A 15,325-nucleotide genomic window follows, 5' to 3' on the forward strand; every position below is an offset into this window, starting at 1 on the left:
CCATGGGGAAACGGATTTTATTACTTGAGAAAGAACGAAATCTCGCTCATTTTCTCAGTCTGGAACTCCAAAAAGAGCAATACCGTGTTGATCTGGTCGAGGAGGGGGGAAAAGCCCTCTCCATGGCTCTCCAGACAGATTATGACTTGATTTTACTGAATGCTCGTCTGGGGGATATGACGGCCCAGGATTTTGCAGACAAGCTGAGTCGGACAAAACCTGCCTCAGTGATCATGGTCTTGGACCATCGCGAAGAATTGCAAGACCAGATTGAGACAATCCAGCGCTTCGCCGTTTCTTACATCTATAAGCCAGTGATTATTGATCAGCTGGTGGCTCGTATTTCAGCGATTTTCCGAGGTCGGGACTTTATCGACCAACACTGTAGTCAGATGAAGGTCCCAACGTCTTACCGCAATTTGCGTATGGATGTAGAACATCATACCGTTTATCGTGGCGAGGAGATGATTGCTCTGACGCGCCGTGAGTATGACCTTTTGGCCACTCTCATGGGAAGCAAGAAGGTCTTGACTCGTGAGCAGTTGTTGGAAAGTGTTTGGAAGTACGAAAGTGCGACAGAAACTAATATCGTGGATGTTTATATCCGTTATCTACGTAGCAAGCTTGATGTAAAAGGTCAAAAAAGCTACATTAAAACCGTGCGTGGTGTTGGGTATACCATGCAAGAATAGAAAAGCAGTTGCAGTTGTGTGACTGCTTTTTTTGAGGAATTCCTATATATTGACATACAGTAGAGTCTTTGCTACAATCAGTTGCGGAGGATACTAAAATGAAATTTTTGAAAAAAATGATGCGAGTTGGACTAGCAGCCTTCTTTCTTGGTCTGTTAGCGACAAGTACAGTATTGGCGGATACCACAGGTGGGCAGTTTGTTGATAAGGACAATAGAAAATACTATATAAAAGATGACCATAAGGCAATCTATTGGCATAAGATTGACGGGAAAATGTACTATTTTGGTGATGATGGAGAAATGGTAGTTGGCTGGCAATACTTAGAAATTCCTGGGACGGGTTATCGTGATGATTTATTTGATAATCGTCCAGTTTTCGAAATTGGCCTTCAATATAAATGGTACTACTTTAACCAAGATGGGGTATTACAAGAATTTGTTGGCTGGCAACAATTAGAGGTTAAAGATTCATTAACTGTTGGTAAAAAACATGGTGAAGGTTTTGAAGGCCCAGAAGTTCTTAAATTAGCAAATTATTACTTTAATGAAGATCATTCTTTAAAAACAGGTTGGCTCTACGATCAATCTAACTGGTACTATCTAGCAAAAACAGGTCATTTAGGGAAAGCTTACCTTGGTGGTGAAAGACGCGCGGGTTGGATAAACGATGATTCGACTTGGTACTACCTAGATCCAACAACTGGTATTATGCAAACTGGTTGGCAATATCTAGGTAATAAGTGGTACTACCTCCGCTCATCGGGAGCTATGGCAACTAGTTGGATTAAAGATGGTTCAACTTGGTATTACCTAGACCAATCAAATGGTGATATGAAAACTGGCTGGGCTTATGTCGGTAACAAGTGGTACTACCTTCGTTCATCAGGAGCCATGGCAACTGGTTGGTATCAGGAAGGTTCGACTTGGTATTACCTACATGCAAATAATGGTGACATGAAGACAGGTTGGTTCCAGGTCAATGGCAACTGGTACTATGCTTATAGCTCAGGTGCTTTAGCAGTTAGTACAAGAGTGGATGGCTATACGGTCAACTATAATGGCGAATGGGTTCAATAATGAAAGAGGCGATTGTGAAGGAAACAATCGCTTTTTTTGTGAAAATATAATAAAATAGATAGGAGAAAATACTACTGTATGAAATGAGACGGTCTTTTCGTCTGGTTAAAGGAAAACATGACAAAAAAAGTTGGTGTCGGTCAGGCACATAGTAAGATTATTTTAATAGGGGAGCATGCTGTCGTCTATGGCTATCCTGCCATTTCCCTGCCTCTTTTGGAGGTGGAGGTGACATGTAAGGTTGTCCCTGCAGCGAGTCCTTGGCGCCTCTATGAGGAGGACACCTTGTCCATGGCTGTGTATGCTTCGTTAGAATATTTAGAGATTAAAGAAGCCTGCATTCGCTGTGTGATTGACTCTGCTATCCCTGAAAAACGGGGAATGGGTTCGTCAGCGGCTATCAGCATAGCGGCTATTCGTGCGGTATTTGACTACTATCAAGCCGACCTGCCTCATGATGTGCTAGAAATCTTGGTCAATCGAGCTGAGATGATTGCCCATATGAATCCAAGCGGGTTGGATGCCAAGACCTGTCTCAGTGACCAACCTATTCGCTTTATCAAGAACGTTGGATTTACAGAGCTAGAGATGGATCTATCCGCCCATTTGGTGATTGCAGATACAGGCGTTTATGGTCATACACGCGAAGCCATCCAAGTGGTTCAAAGCAAGGGGAAGGATGCTCTGCCGTTTTTGCATGCCTTGGGAGAATTGACCCAGCAGGCAGAAGATGCAATTAGACGAAAAGATGCTGAAGGATTGGGGCAAATCCTCAGTCAAGCGCATTTACATCTAAAAGAAATTGGTGTCAGTAGCCCTGAAGCAGACTCCCTCGTTGAAACGGCTCTTAGCCATGGTGCTCTAGGTGCCAAGATGAGTGGTGGTGGACTAGGAGGCTGTATTATCGCCTTGGTAGCCAATCTGGACCAAGCGCAAGAACTAGCAAAACGATTAGAAGAGAAAGGAGCTGTTCAGACATGGATCGAAAGCCTGTAACAGTACGTTCCTACGCAAATATTGCCATTATCAAATATTGGGGAAAGAAAAAAGAAAAAGAGATGGTTCCTGCTACTAGCAGCATCTCTCTGACTTTGGAAAACATGTATACAGAGACGACCTTGTCGCCTCTGCCAGCCTATGCGACTGCTGATGCCTTTTATATCAATGGTCAGCTACAGAGTGAGGCTGAGCATGCCAAGATGAGCAGAATCATTGACCGTTACCGTCCAGAAGGTGAGGGCTTTGTTCGTATTGACACTGAAAACAATATGCCTACCGCAGCTGGCTTGTCATCCAGTTCTAGTGGTTTGTCCGCCTTGGTCAAGGCTTGCAATGCTTATTTCCAGCTTGGTTTAGATCGGAGTCAGTTGGCACAGGAAGCTAAGTTTGCCTCAGGGTCGTCCTCTCGCAGTTTTTATGGACCGCTAGGAGCTTGGGATAAGGATAGTGGGGAAATTTACCCTGTGGAGACAGACCTGAAACTAGCTATGATTATGTTGGTGCTGGAGGACAAGAAAAAACCAATCTCTAGCCGTGATGGGATGAAACTCTGTGTGGAAACCTCGACGACCTTTGATGACTGGGTGCGCCAGTCTGAGAAAGACTATCAAGATATGCTGGTTTATCTCAAAGAGAATGACTTTGCCAAGGTTGGGGAATTAACGGAGAGAAATGCCCTAGCCATGCACGCTACGACGAAAACAGCATCGCCAGCATTTTCTTATCTAACAGATGCGACTTATGAAGCGATGGACTTTGTTCGCCAGCTTCGTGATCAAGGAGAAGCCTGCTACTTTACCATGGATGCTGGTCCCAATGTCAAGGTCCTCTGTCAAGAGGAAGACTTGGAGCATTTATCTGAAATCTTTGGTCAACGTTATCGCTTGATTGTGTCAAAAACAAAGGATTTGAATCAAGATGATAGCTGTTAAAACTTGTGGGAAACTCTATTGGGCAGGTGAATATGCTATTTTAGAGCCAGGACAGTTAGCCTTGATAAAGGCCATCCCCATCTATATGAAGGCTGAGATTGCTTTTTCTGACAGCTATCGTATCTACTCAGATATGTTTGATTTCGCAGTGGACTTGACGCCAAATCCTGACTACAGCTTGATTCAAGAAACGATTGCTTTAGTGGGAGATTTCCTTGCTGTTCGTGGTCAGACTTTGCGACCTTTTTCCTTGGAAATCCGTGGGAAAATGGAACGAGAAGGCAAAAAGTTTGGTCTGGGTTCTAGTGGTAGCGTCGTTGTCTTGGTGATCAAGGCCCTACTGGCCCTATATGATATTACGGTTGATCCGGAACTCTTGTTCAAGCTGGCTAGCGCGGTCTTGCTCAAGCGAGGCGACAATGGTTCTATGGGAGACCTTGCCTGTATTGTGGCAGAAGATTTGGTTCTCTATCAGTCTTTTGATCGCAATAAGGTGGCTGCTTGGTTGGAAGAAGAAAATTTGGCGACAGTTTTGGAGCGTGACTGGAGATTTTCTATTTCACAAGTAAAACCAGCCCTAGAATGTGACTTTCTAGTGGGATGGACCAAGGAAGTGGCCGTATCGAGTCAAATGGTCCAGCAAATCAAGCAAAACATAGACCAGAATTTTTTAAGTTCCTCAAAAGAAACAGTGGTTACTTTGGTAGAAGCCTTGGAGCAGGGGAATGCAGAAAAAATTATCGAGCAGGTGGAAACAGCCAGTCAGCTTTTAGAAGGCTTGAGTTTAGATATTTATACGCCTTCGCTGAGACAGTTGAAAGAAGCCAGTCAAGATTTGCAGGCTGTTGCCAAGAGTAGCGGTGCTGGTGGTGGTGACTGTGGGATTGTCTTGAGTTTTGATGAGCAATCAACTGAAACCTTAAAAAATCGCTGGGCCAATCTGGGGATTGAGCTCTTATACCAAGAAAGGATAGGACATGACGACAAATCGTAAGGACGAGCATATCCGCTATGCCCTTGAGCAGAAAAGTTCCTATAATAGCTTTGATGAGGTGGAGTTGATTCATTCTTCCCTGCCTCTTTACGACCTGGATGAGATTGATTTGTCTACAGAATTTGCAGGTCGAAAGTGGGACTTTCCTTTTTATATCAATGCCATGACGGGTGGAAGCGATAAGGGGAGAGAAATCAATCAAAAGCTGGCTCAGGTGGCAGAAGCCTGTGGGATTTTGTTTGTGACGGGATCTTATAGCGCAGCCCTCAAAGATCCAACAGATGACTCTTTTTCTGTCAAATCTAGCCATCCAAAGCTCCTCCTTGGAACCAATATTGGATTGGACAAGCCTGTTGAGTTAGGACTTCAGACTGTAGAAGAGATGAATCCTCTCTTCCTACAAGTGCACGTTAATGTTATGCAGGAATTGCTCATGCCTGAGGGGGAAAGGAAGTTCAGAAGCTGGCAATTGCATCTAGCAGATTATAGCAAGCGGATCCCTGTTCCTATTATTCTCAAGGAAGTGGGTTTTGGGATGGATGTGAAGACCATCGAGAGAGCTTATGAACTGGGTGTTAGAACGGTTGACCTGTCGGGTCGTGGTGGTACCAGCTTTGCTTATATCGAAAACCGTCGCAGTGGCCAGCGTGATTACCTCAATCAATGGGGTCAGTCTACTATGCAAGCTCTTCTCAATACCCAAGACTGGAAAGACAAGGTCGAGCTCTTGGTCAGTGGAGGCGTTCGGAACCCGCTGGATATGATTAAGTGCTTGGTCTTTGGGGCCAAGGCTGTAGGACTGTCTCGAACCGTTCTAGAGTTGATTGAAACCTACTCCGTCGAAGAGGTTATTGGTATTGTCCAAAGCTGGAAAGAAGATCTGCGTTTGATCATGTGTGCCCTTAATTGTGCCACCATAGCAGATCTGCAAAACGTAGACTATATTCTTTATGGCAAACTCAAAGAAGCAAAAGATCAGATGTAGTGAGGGCGGGATAAGAATCCTGTCCTTTTTTTCTCATTGTCAACTGTAGTGGTCTGAAAGAATCTAGCTTGTACGAGCGATTTCTGTCCTATCTCCTTTTTTCCATCCTCAGACCCAGGTGACTTTTTTGAATTGTGATAAAATAGAAGGGAGAGGATGCGTCTATGAAAAAATTTCAAATCTTTTTATTTATTGAAGCCTGTCTGTTGACGGGAGCTCTGATTTTGATGGTATCAGAGCATTTTTCGCGTTTTCTGCTGATTTTATTCCTCTTTCTTCTCCTGATACGCTATTATGCAGGCAAAGAGGGCAACAACTTTCTCCTCCTTGTGGCTACCATTCTTTTCTTTTTCATCGTCATGCTCAATCCCTTTGTGATTTTAGCTATCTTTGTAGCGGTCATATACAGCCTCTTTCTTCTCTATCCAATGATGAATCAAGAAAGAGAGGAGACCGATTTGGTCTTTGAAGAGGTGGTGACGGTTAAAAATGAAAAGAATCGCTGGTTTGGCAATCTCCATCATTTTTCTAGCCACCAGACCTGCCAGTTTGACGATATCAACCTCTTTCGCCTGATGGGTAAGGACACCATTCATCTAGAAAGAGTTATCCTAACCAATCATGACAATGTCATTATCCTTAGAAAGATGGTCGGAACGACTAGGATTATCGTGCCCGTAGATGTGGAAATCAGCCTCAGTGTCAACTGCCTCTATGGAGATCTAACCTTCCTCCATCAACCTAAGAGATCCCTCCGCAATGAACACTATCATCAGGAAACCAGAGACTACCTCAAGAGTAACAAGAGCGTCAAGATTTTCCTAACTACTATGGTTGGCGATGTGGAGGTGGTCAGAGGATGAAAAAGCAATCGTATCTGTTAATCGGTCTGACTTCTTTCCTCTTTATCCTCTTTTTGACTAATAGTTTACTTGATATTTTTGAACTGGATTGGTCCTATTTGCTACAAGATATCGAGAAAACAGAGAAACTCATCTTCTTGATCTTGGTCTTTAGCCTTTCCATGACCTTCTTTTTTGTCCTCTTTTGGCGCGTGATAGAAGAAGTCTCTCGCAGAAAAATGCAGATCAATCTCAAGCGACTGCTAGCAGGAAAAGAGGTGATTCCCTTTGCAGATCCAGATTTGGATGCCAGTTTTAAGTCCTTGTCTGGCAAGCTCAATCTCTTGACTGAGGCTGTTCAAAAGGCTGAAAATCAAGGCCTGGTCAAGGAAGAAGCAATCATCGAGAAAGAACGGAAGCGGATTGCACGTGACTTACACGATACGGTTAGTCAGGAGTTGTTTGCGGCCCATATGATTTTATCAGGTGTCAGCCAGCAGGCTTTGAAGCTTGATAGAGAAAAGATGCAGACCCAGTTGCAAAGTGTCGCAGCCATCCTAGAAACAGCCCAGAAAGATCTGCGGGTTTTGCTCTTGCATTTGCGACCAGTTGAGTTGGAAGAGAAGAGTTTGATTGAGGGGATTCAAATCCTCTTAAAAGAGCTTGAGGACAAGAGCGATCTCAAGGTTAGTCTCAAGCAAAACGTGTCTAAATTGCCTAAGAAGATTGAAGAACATATCTTCCGTATTTTGCAGGAGTTGATCAGCAATACCCTACGCCATGCCCAGGCATCTTGCCTAGATGTCTACCTCTATCAGACAGATGTTGAATTGCAGCTGAAGGTGGTGGACAACGGGATTGGTTTCCAGTTAGGGAGTTTAGACGACTTGAGTTATGGACTTCGAAATATCAAGGAGCGGGTTGAAGATATGGCAGGAACGATTCAACTCTTGACAGCTCCCAAACAAGGACTGGCGGTTGATATCCGTATTCCCCTGCTAGACAAGGAATCATAAAGGAGTAGAGATGAAAATTTTACTGGTAGATGACCATGAAATGGTCCGATTGGGCTTGAAAAGCTATTTTGACCTCCAAGACGATGTAGAAGTTGTGGGCGAGGCGGCAAACGGGTCTCAAGGCATTGATTTGGCTTTGAAATTGCGCCCAGATGTCATTGTCATGGATATTGTCATGCCTGAGATGAATGGGATTGATGCAACCTTGGCCATCCTCAAAGAATGGCCTGAAGCCAAGATTTTGATTGTGACCTCTTACTTGGACAATGAAAAAATCATGCCAGTCTTGAATGCTGGTGCCAAAGGCTATATGCTCAAGACTTCTAGTGCAGACGAATTGCTCCATGCTGTCCGTAAGGTGGCTGCTGGAGAGCTGGCTATTGAACAAGAGGTCAGCAAGAAGGTCGAATACCACCGCAATCATATCGAGCTTCATGAGGATTTAACTGCGCGTGAGCGAGACGTGCTCCAACTCATTGCCAAGGGATACGAAAATCAGAGGATCGCAGATGAACTCTTTATCTCTCTCAAGACGGTCAAGACCCATGTGTCTAATATCTTAGCCAAACTTGAGGTCAGTGATCGCACCCAAGCTGCAGTCTATGCCTTTCAGCACCACTTGGTCGGGCAGGAGGACTTTTAGATGAGTCTTGCAGATTTACTTGGGGAGTTAGAGGCGGCAAAAGACCCTGAGAAAGCAGGCCCAATGGAAGCCTATATGCGCCATCAATTTCCCTTTTTAGGGATTGCAGGTCCTGAAAGAAATGCGCTCTATAGAAAATACTTTCCAAGCGCGAAAAAAACAAGAATTATCGATTGGGATTTTGTAGACACTTGCTGGGAAAAGGAGCCAAGAGAATACCAGTATGTGGCTGCCAACTATTTGAAAACCATGCAGTCTTATCTAACGAAGGACGATTTGCCTAAGCTTGAGCGTCTGGCAGTGACCAAGTCTTGGTGGGACACAGTAGATATCCTAGATCGAGTAGTAGGAAGTTTGGTAGCCGACCATCCGGAACTTGAAGAAGTGATTTTAAAATGGAGCTTATCTGACAATATCTGGCTGAGACGAGTTGCCATTGACCACCAGTTGTTAAGAAAAGAGAAAACAAATGTCCAACTGATGGAAAAGATCCTGCTCAACAATCTGGACCAGACAGAATTTTTTATCAACAAAGCCATTGGCTGGGCTCTAAGAGACTACTCTAAAACCAATCCCGAATGGGTAGCACGTTTTATTGAAAAAAATAGGAAAAGAATGGCTGAACTTAGTATCAAGGAAGCCAGCAAGTACCTTTAGCATCGTTGAAAAGCGCATTCATTACTTGAAAAAAGTCGCCCGTTTATGTTATAATAGACTGTATTTAAAAAATTTTAAGGAGAAATGACAGAATGTCTGTATCATTTGAAAACAAAGAAACAAACCGTGGTGTCTTGACTTTCACAATCTCTCAAGGCCAGATCAAACCAGAAGTGGATCGTGTCTTCAACTCAGTAAAGAAAACTCTTAACGTTCCAGGTTTCCGTAAAGGTCATCTTCCACGTCCTATCTTCGATAAAAAATTTGGTGAAGAAACACTTTACCAAGATGTGTTGAACGCTCTTTTGCCAAACGCTTATGAAGCAGCTGTAAAAGAAGCTGGTCTTGAAGTGGTTGCGCAACCAAAAATTGACGTAACTTCAATGGAAAAAGGTCAAGACTGGGTTATCATAGCTGAAGTCGTGACAAAACCTGAAGTAAAATTGGGTGACTACAAAAACCTTGAAGTATCAGTAGATGTAGAAAAAGAAGTGACAGACGCTGACGTTGAAGAGCGTATCGAACGCGAACGCAACAACTTGGCTGAATTGGTTATCAAAGAAGGTACTGCTGAAAATGGCGATACTGTTGTTATCGACTTCGTTGGTTCTATCGACGGTGTTGAATTTGACGGTGGAAAAGGTGAAAACTTCTCACTTGGACTTGGATCAGGACAATTCATCCCTGGTTTTGAAGACCAATTGGTAGGTCACTCAGCTGGCGAAACTGTTGATGTTGTCGTAACATTCCCAGAAGACTACCAAGCAGAAGATCTTGCAGGTAAAGAAGCTAAATTCGTGACAACTATTCACGAAGTAAAAGCAAAAGAAGTTCCAGCTCTTGACGATGAACTTGCAAAAGACATCGACGAAGAAGTTGAAACACTTGCTGAATTGAAAGAAAAATACCGCAAAGAATTGACTGCTGCTAAAGAAGAAGCATACAAAGATGCCCTTGAAGGTGCAGCAATCGATAAAGCTGTAGAAAACGCTGAAATCGTAGAACTTCCAGAAGAAATGATCCACGAAGAAGTTCATCGTTCAGTAAATGAATTCCTTGGAAACTTGCAACGTCAAGGTATCAATCCTGACATGTACTTCCAAATCACAGGAACTACTCAAGAAGACCTTCACAAACAATACGAAGCAGAAGCTGAGTCGCGTACTAAGACTAACCTTGTTATCGAAGCAGTTGCGAAGGCTGAAGGATTTGACGCTACTGAAGAAGAAATCCAAAAAGAAATCGAACAATTGGCTACAACTTACAACATGGAAGTGGCACAAGTACAAAACTTGCTTTCAGCTGATATGTTGAAACACGATATCGCAATCAAAAAAGCTGTTGAATTGATCACAAGTACAGCAACAGTAAAATAATCTTAAAAGAGAAAAAGCCCACCTAACTAGGTGGGTTTTCTGATGCACTATTTTCCAAAAATCTCTTTGAGGTCTGCATCTGTAATCCCGATCATTGCTGGGATGCTAGACCAGTTTTCCTCAGTGAGGATGTAGGATTGTTCAGAGTCACTTGATGTGGCAGTTTCAGAGAAGGCTTGTTTACTTTCTTCAATATTATTTTCAATTAAATCACTGAAGCGCTCAATCAGATAGGTCTTACGGGCAGTTCCGATATGTCTGACTGCATAGTCAAAGGCCTGTAGTTCGCCAAGAAGGATGAGCTTGCTCTTGGCCCGTGTAATGGCTGTATAGATGAGATTTCGCTCCAGCATGCGCTTGCTAGCACTGGTGATGGGCAGGATGACAACGGGAAACTCACTTCCCTGAGACTTATGGATACTCATAGCGTAAGCCAGGCGAATCTTGTACCATTCATTTCGAGGGTAGACAACCTCATTGCCATCAAAATCAATGACAATCTCGTCTTGTTTGGACTCGGTGTATTTACCAGGAATCAGGTCTGTGATGTAGCCTAGGTCTCCATTAAAGACATTGACTTCAGCGTCGTTGACTAGGTGAATGACCTTGTCCCCTGTTCGATAGTGGCATTGGGGGGCTTCAAAACTGAGTTGGTCTTTTTGTGGTGGATTAAGGAGGTCTTGCATGAGCTGGTTGATGGCATCAATACCAGCAGTTCCTCGATACATAGGCGCTAGCACCTGAATATCTCGAGCCGGAATGCCACTTCTGAGGGCAGCGCCAAGAATTTTCTCAATCGTAGCTGGGATATGGCTACTCATGATTTCAAAGTAGGAGCGATCAGCTTTTTTCTGGGTAAAATCTGCTGGCAAGATTCCCTGTCGAATTTGACTAGCCAAGGTGACGATAGTTGATTCTTCACTCTGACGGTAAATCCGTTCCAAGCGAGTCTGCGGAATCAGAGGTATCTGGAGCAGGTCAGCCAGGACTTGTCCAGGACTGACCGAAGGCAACTGGTCACTGTCTCCCACAATGAGAATTTTACTATTAGAGGAGATGTTGGAGAAGAGTTGGTTGGCTAGCCAAGTATCCACCATGGAAAATTCATCCACGATGATAAAGTCGGCATCCAGATAATCTTCCAGATGGCTAGTATCATCGTCCCCCGTCATCCCCAAATGACGGTGTATGGTCGCACTAGGCAAACCTGTTAATTCATTCATGCGTCGAGCCGCTCGACCAGTTGGAGCAGCAAGAAGGATAGGTAGGTTGCTTTTTTTTCTGAGGTCAAGTCCTTCTAAAAGGGCATAGACAGCGATAATCCCATTGATAACGGTCGTCTTACCTGTACCAGGCCCACCTGTTAGGATAAAGACCTTGTTTTGAATGGCATCGCAGATAGCCTGTTTTTGGATGCTATCGTATTGGATACCTAATTCTTCCTCGACACTAGCAATATGCTTTTGAATGGTTTCTAAATCCTGATTTTTCTGTTTTCCTTTTTCAAGGATACGAACCAAGTGACTGCGAATGCCTTCCTCAGCGAAAAAGAGGCTGTTATCAAAGATTTTGGTATCAATCTGCTGAACCTTGTCTTCTTCGATGAGGTAGGAGAGTTCTTGGGCAACTTGGCTGGGGTCCAATTCCACGGGTCGGGAAGACTCGAGGAGAGTCAGGGTCTGTTCCAGCAAATCGCGGGCTTCCATGTAGGTATCGCCCGTATCCATACAGCCTTGAAAGAGACTATGGACAAGGCCAGCACGAAAGCGCTCGGGAGCCTGACTTTCGATGCCTAGTTCCTCCGCTAGTTGGTCAGCAATGGTAAAACCCAAACCCTTGATATCCTCGACCAGCTGGTAGGGATAATTTTCGACAATATCGAGAGTTTCTTCCTTGTAAAAGTCTTGAATCTGAAAGGCTAGTTTATTGGGAATGCCGTAGTTGGCAAGTTTTGCCAAGACCATCTCTGTCCCATAGTTGAGGCGGAGGGTGGAGACGAAAGCCTCACGGTTTTTGGCAGAGAGTCCAGCAATGCTTTCCAGCTTTTCAGGATGCTCCAGAATTTCGTCAATGGTATTTTCACCATACGTATCCACGATTTTCTGAGCTGTTTTGAGTCCAATTCCCTTAAAATGACTGCTGGAGAAATACTTGACCAAGCCCTTGCTAGTGGGTTTTGCTCGCTCGTAACGACTGATCTGTAGCTGTTCACCATACTTGGAGTGCTGTACGATTTGCCCCCAAAAAGTGTAGTCTTCACCCTCTATTACATCAGCCATGGTTCCGGTAACGATGATTTCAAAATCGTCAAAGTCCTCCGCATTGGTATCTTGGATATCTAGGAGGAGGATGCGATAAAAATTACTGACATTTTCAAAAATAATGCGTTCAATGGTGCCTGAAAAATAAACTTCCATAGGTTTCCTTTTTGATAGAAAAAGAGCTGGGATAGAGCTCTCAGTTAGGCTTTTCTTGGATTTGGGGCTTGGTACAAGATATCACCAAGTTGCAATCTAATCCTAAAAGGCTAACTCAAAAAGACTATCACAGCATCTGGTTGCTGGCTTTAAAAGATTCCGATACGGTTGAGTGGCCAGAAACGGAATTTGGCTTCCCCTTTGATTTGACTGGCCTTAAAGGTTCCAACATGGCGACTGTCACTAGAAACCAAGCGATCATCTCCAAGGAGAAGGTATTCGCCTTCAGGAACTGTAAAGCTGAAGCTGGTGTTGAAATTCACATCGACAGTGAAGGCCTGAGCCTTCTGAGCTAGACTTCTAAAATAGACCCCCTTATCCCCTTCAAAGCCTTTCCCTGAATAAGTGCTCTGAAGTTTGTCGTTTTTAAACTGTTGGAGGTAGTCTGCTAGGTAAGGTTCGTCCGTTTCTTTATCGTTGATATAAAGTTTATCGTTTTCGTAGCGGATGGTATCTCCAGGCATACCGATGACCCTTTTGACAATGTCTTTATTTCCATCCTCTTCATGGGCAACAACGATGTCGAAGCGGTCAATTGGGAGGTGTTTAACAACGAAGAGAACTTCTCCGTCAGCTAGGGTAGGGTCCATAGAGTGTCCTTCCACACGGACATTGGTCCAGAGAAAGAGGCGACTGAGCCCCACTACTATAATGATGAGGAACGTAAGTCCCCACTCTTTTAGAAATGTTTTAAAATAATTCATAACTTACCTTTCTAGCAGTGCTTTGGCTTTTTCAGTGTTTTTAAAATGCAGTTTGGCACAGAAGTTGAGCCCTTTCATACCATAGGCTTGAAGGATTTTGCTAGCAACCTTATCAGAAGCGGTTCCTGCACCACTGGGCAGTTGGTAGCCTAGTTCTCGTCCAAGATTTTCCAAGTTTTCCAAGAAGAGATCACGCGCGATGATGGAGCTAACCGCAACAGCCATATATTTTCCTTCGGCTTTTTCTTCCAAACTAACCTTGTTTGGGAAATGATTGGCTTCTTGCGCCAAGTACTTGTCATAGTTTTTAGGGCTTGTAAAAGCATCGATCACGATTTTCTCTGGCTGGACTCCTTTTTGGAGAAGGAGAAAGATAGCCTGGTTATGAAGGGCAACCTTTACAGAAACAGCATTGTAACGCTCTCCGATAACTTCATTATACTTGTTCGGTGAAAGAAGCAGCGCTTGATGCTGGATCCTTTCCTTGAGGATAGGGGCGATCTGACGAATCTTTTGGTCTGTCAGAGTTTTGGAATCCCCCACTCCGAGTTTTCTCAAGAAGTCATGCTGGTCTGGTGTCACAAAGGAAGCCACGACAGCTAGCCCACCAAAGTAGGAACCATTTCCCACCTCATCAGTTCCAATCATAGGAAAGTCTTGTCCGCTCTTTTCTTGTCGGACTTGATAGCCAAAGAAACTGGCGTATTGCTCAGCAGCTTCTCCCTGCAGGAGGACTTTTCCAGAAGTATAGATGGAAACCGTTGCCTGAGGCAGGCGCAAAAAGTAGCGGATATAAGGATTTTTACTAGGACTGAGAGCTTTCCGATACTGACTTAAAAAGTTCTGAATTTCCTGTTCGCTAGGTGTGAGTGTGATACTTGCCATAGTTTCTATTGTACCACAAAAGCAGGAGAATTGGTAAAAACTGACAAAATTAGCGAAATTTGGTATAATATCGTGAGGTGAATTTTATGGCAAATCTAAATCGATATAAGTTTACATTCGGGAAAAAGACATTAACCTTGACAACCGAGCATGACAACCTCTTTATGGAGGAAATAGCCAAGGTTGCGACTGAAAAATACCAAGCAATTAAAGAACAAATGCCTGGGGCAGATGATGAAACGATTGCCCTCCTTTTAGCGATTAACAGCCTATCGACGCAGCTTAGTCGTGAGATTGAGTTTGATGATAAGGAGCAGGAGCTTAAAGACCTTCGAAATAAGCTAGTGGCTGTTAAGCAAGAACAGAGCAAGATTGAGGATTCCCTATGATTTCGATCCTTCTCTTATTGGTTCTTGCTTGGGGCTTTTATATCGGCTACCGTAGGGATTTGGTGCTGCAAGTTTATTATTTCCTCGTGGCAGTGATTTCAGCCTTTGTTGCTGGACAGTTTTATAAATCGCTGGGAGATCACTTCCACTTGCTCATCCCTTATGCCAATCCTCAGGAAGGGCAGGGTACCTTTTTCTTCCCTTCAGACCAGCTTTTTCAGCTAGACAAGGTCTTTTATGCGGGTCTGGCCTACCTTTTAGTTTTTGGGATTTGTTACAGTATCGGACGTTTTATTGGTTTGTTCCTACACTTGATTCCGATTAAAAAGCTCGATGTCAAATGGTTTCGTATCGGAGCAGGTGCTTTGTCTCTATTGGTAACCTTATTTGTCTTGCAAATGGCTCTAACCATTCTTGCAACGGTACCTATGGCAACTGTGCAAAATCCCCTTGAAAAGAGCGTGGTAGCCAAGCATATCATCCAGAGTGTCCCTTTAACGACAAACTTTATCAAACAACTCTGGGTGACAAATTTAATCGGATAAAAAGGGCGGGAGTTTTCCTAGCCCTTTGTTTACAGATTGGACGACTAAGGCGAGGCAAAGTCAAAAACCTCTAATTGCTACAATCTTGTAAACAAACACACAAGGAAAGA

At 43.8% G+C, this 15,325-nt stretch carries 16 protein-coding genes; 13 read left to right on the top strand and 3 right to left on the bottom strand.

Annotated features, from left to right (window positions below; genetic code table 11):
* Positions 1 to 2 precede the first annotated feature (2 nt).
* The 11 genes from I6G42_RS03915 (at position 3) to tig (ending at position 10,215) form a co-directional block, all read left to right on the top strand.
* Positions 3 to 692 (top strand): response regulator transcription factor, encoded by a 690-nt coding sequence (locus tag I6G42_RS03915; protein WP_038804114.1) that lies wholly within the window; start codon positions 3 to 5, stop codon positions 690 to 692.
* Positions 693 to 790: 98 nt separating this feature from the next.
* A complete protein-coding gene (locus I6G42_RS03920; protein ID WP_038804113.1) occupies positions 791 to 1,771 on the top strand; it encodes an N-acetylmuramoyl-L-alanine amidase family protein in 981 nt (326 codons plus the stop codon).
* Positions 1,772 to 1,888: 117 nt separating this feature from the next.
* Complete coding sequence (mvk, locus tag I6G42_RS03925; protein WP_038804112.1) at positions 1,889 to 2,767, top strand: mevalonate kinase; 879 nt, start codon at positions 1,889 to 1,891, stop codon at positions 2,765 to 2,767.
* Positions 2,749 to 3,702, top strand: coding sequence for a diphosphomevalonate decarboxylase (gene mvaD, locus I6G42_RS03930; protein ID WP_038804110.1), 954 nt, complete (start codon positions 2,749 to 2,751; stop codon positions 3,700 to 3,702). Before mvk ends, mvaD begins: the two co-directional genes overlap by 19 nt.
* Positions 3,689 to 4,696 carry a phosphomevalonate kinase gene (locus tag I6G42_RS03935; RefSeq protein WP_038804109.1) on the top strand — a complete coding sequence of 336 codons (1,008 nt, stop codon included), beginning with the start codon at positions 3,689 to 3,691 and terminating at the stop codon, positions 4,694 to 4,696. Before mvaD ends, I6G42_RS03935 begins: the two co-directional genes overlap by 14 nt.
* On the top strand, positions 4,680 to 5,681 hold the full coding sequence (gene fni, locus I6G42_RS03940) for a type 2 isopentenyl-diphosphate Delta-isomerase (protein ID WP_038804108.1): 1,002 nt from the start codon (positions 4,680 to 4,682) through the stop codon (positions 5,679 to 5,681). The genes I6G42_RS03935 and fni overlap by 17 nt, the downstream gene beginning before the upstream one ends.
* 164 nt (positions 5,682 to 5,845) lie before the next feature.
* The gene (liaF, locus tag I6G42_RS03945) at positions 5,846 to 6,544 is read left to right on the top strand and encodes a cell wall-active antibiotics response protein LiaF (protein ID WP_038804107.1); all 699 of its coding nucleotides are present in this window, start codon (positions 5,846 to 5,848) and stop codon (positions 6,542 to 6,544) included.
* Positions 6,541 to 7,539, top strand: coding sequence for a sensor histidine kinase (locus tag I6G42_RS03950; protein WP_038804106.1), 999 nt, complete (start codon positions 6,541 to 6,543; stop codon positions 7,537 to 7,539). Before liaF ends, I6G42_RS03950 begins: the two co-directional genes overlap by 4 nt.
* A gap of 10 nt (positions 7,540 to 7,549) precedes the next feature.
* Entirely contained in the window at positions 7,550 to 8,182 is a 633-nt protein-coding gene (locus tag I6G42_RS03955; RefSeq protein WP_038804105.1) for a response regulator transcription factor, read from the top strand.
* Positions 8,183 to 8,839, top strand: a complete 657-nt coding sequence (locus I6G42_RS03960; RefSeq protein ID WP_038804104.1) for a DNA alkylation repair protein — start codon at positions 8,183 to 8,185, stop codon at positions 8,837 to 8,839.
* 92 nt (positions 8,840 to 8,931) lie between these two features.
* Positions 8,932 to 10,215: a trigger factor gene (tig, locus tag I6G42_RS03965; RefSeq protein ID WP_038804103.1), complete on the top strand. Its 1,284-nt coding sequence runs from the start codon at positions 8,932 to 8,934 to the stop codon at positions 10,213 to 10,215.
* A 47-nt stretch (positions 10,216 to 10,262) separates the two neighbouring features.
* Here tig and I6G42_RS03970 read toward each other — a convergent pair whose 3' ends face one another.
* The 3 genes from I6G42_RS03970 to rnhC all read right to left on the bottom strand — a co-directional run bounded on the left by I6G42_RS03970 (position 10,263) and on the right by rnhC (position 14,281).
* Complete coding sequence (locus I6G42_RS03970; protein ID WP_038804102.1) at positions 10,263 to 12,632, bottom strand: ATP-dependent RecD-like DNA helicase; 2,370 nt, start codon at positions 12,630 to 12,632, stop codon at positions 10,263 to 10,265.
* Between the two features lie 149 nt (positions 12,633 to 12,781).
* Positions 12,782 to 13,396, bottom strand: a complete 615-nt coding sequence (gene lepB, locus I6G42_RS03975) for a signal peptidase I (protein WP_038804101.1) — start codon at positions 13,394 to 13,396, stop codon at positions 12,782 to 12,784.
* Between the two features lie 3 nt (positions 13,397 to 13,399).
* Complete coding sequence (rnhC, locus tag I6G42_RS03980) at positions 13,400 to 14,281, bottom strand: ribonuclease HIII (RefSeq protein ID WP_038804100.1); 882 nt, start codon at positions 14,279 to 14,281, stop codon at positions 13,400 to 13,402.
* 86 nt (positions 14,282 to 14,367) lie between these two features.
* Between rnhC and zapA the strand changes: the two genes are divergently transcribed.
* Both zapA and I6G42_RS03990 read left to right on the top strand, forming a co-directional pair.
* The gene (zapA, locus tag I6G42_RS03985) at positions 14,368 to 14,670 is read left to right on the top strand and encodes a cell division protein ZapA (protein ID WP_000002027.1); all 303 of its coding nucleotides are present in this window, start codon (positions 14,368 to 14,370) and stop codon (positions 14,668 to 14,670) included.
* Positions 14,667 to 15,215, top strand: a complete 549-nt coding sequence (locus I6G42_RS03990) for a CvpA family protein (protein WP_038804099.1) — start codon at positions 14,667 to 14,669, stop codon at positions 15,213 to 15,215. Before zapA ends, I6G42_RS03990 begins: the two co-directional genes overlap by 4 nt.
* Positions 15,216 to 15,325: the final 110 nt, after the last annotated feature.

This window comes from Streptococcus oralis (assembly GCF_016028255.1).
GTDB lineage: Bacteria > Bacillota > Bacilli > Lactobacillales > Streptococcaceae > Streptococcus > Streptococcus oralis_AC.